1 protein-coding gene and 1 pseudogene are annotated in these 1059 nt (G+C 53.7%); both read left to right on the top strand.

Annotation, left to right across the window (positions count from 1 at the left end; genetic code table 11):
• The first annotated feature begins 88 nt into the window (after positions 1-88).
• Positions 89-454, top strand: coding sequence for a hypothetical protein (locus ABZJ92_RS21965; protein WP_000124119.1), 366 nt, complete (start codon positions 89-91; stop codon positions 452-454).
• Positions 454-1059, top strand: a pseudogene (locus ABZJ92_RS21960) (IS91-like element IS91 family transposase); the annotation flags it as partial. The gene ABZJ92_RS21965 and the pseudogene ABZJ92_RS21960, both read left to right, overlap by 1 nt.

Raw genomic sequence — 1059 nt, 5'->3', positions numbered from 1 at the left:
CGAGTAGGCAGCCTGACGGCTGCGGCTTGTCATGGTCTGCAATTACCGTTATAAAAACAGGCAATGTCATTGTCTTTCAGGTGGTTATATGGCCCGTTCAGCTAAACCCCGTAAACGTAAACCCGCCTCTCAAAGAAGCAAACTTCCCCGCTATGTCGTGAAGCTTCACGAAGATGATTTTTTTGACGAAGAAGACGCAGAAGTTCTGCGCTTTGATAGTTTTGACGATGCCGTTGAATGCTGCGCAGACCTGAATATTCCGTTCTTTGTGGATGCGGGAAACAAAAAGCTGGTCTTCTGGTTTGTACGTGTTGATGACGAAGGATATCCGGAAATCGCCCGCTGCACGGAGCGGGAATTTGCGACCATTCTTGCCGGTATCAGCGCCGGCGGTATGTACTGCCCGGAGTGTGGCACGGTTCACTGGCCGGACGGAGTCGCCCCGCCCTTCTGATGCTCCCCCGTTTTGCCGATATTTTTCAGCAGGGAAACCGCTGGCTTAACTGGCTGGAGAAACAACCGGAAGGGGCAGTCCGTCCGGTGGTAATTGAATCAGTGACAAAAATCATGGCCTGCGGGACCACACTGATGGGCTACACGCAGTGGTGTTGTTCATCACCGGACTGTTGCCATACAAAAAAGGTCTGCTTCCGGTGTAAAAGCCGCTCCTGCCCGCACTGCGGGGTGAAGGCTGGCGCACAGTGGATACAGTATCTGCTGAGCCTGGTCCCCTACTGCCCGTGGCAGCATATTGTGTTCACACTTCCCTGCCAGTACTGGTCCCTGGTGTTCCACAACCGGTGGTTACTGGCAGAGATGAGCCGCATTGCAGCGGATGTGATACTGGAAATCTGCCATCAGGCAGATGTGGAGCCGGGGATATTCACGGTGATCCACACATGGGGGCGTGACCAGCAGTGGCATCCGCATATCCATTTATCGACAACTGCCGGTGGTGTGACGTCGGGCCACACCTGGAAAAATCTTCATTTTTACGCCCGTAAGGTGATGAGCATGTGGCGCTACCGGATAACACGGTTGCTGTCACGGAAATACCCT

Origin of the sequence: Shigella sp. FJ200513, from assembly GCF_040495915.1 — a bacterium.
Classification (GTDB): domain Bacteria; phylum Pseudomonadota; class Gammaproteobacteria; order Enterobacterales; family Enterobacteriaceae; genus ECMA0423.
Note: the sequence above shows the minus strand (reverse complement) of the source record. Positions and strands in the feature narration are given on the sequence as shown.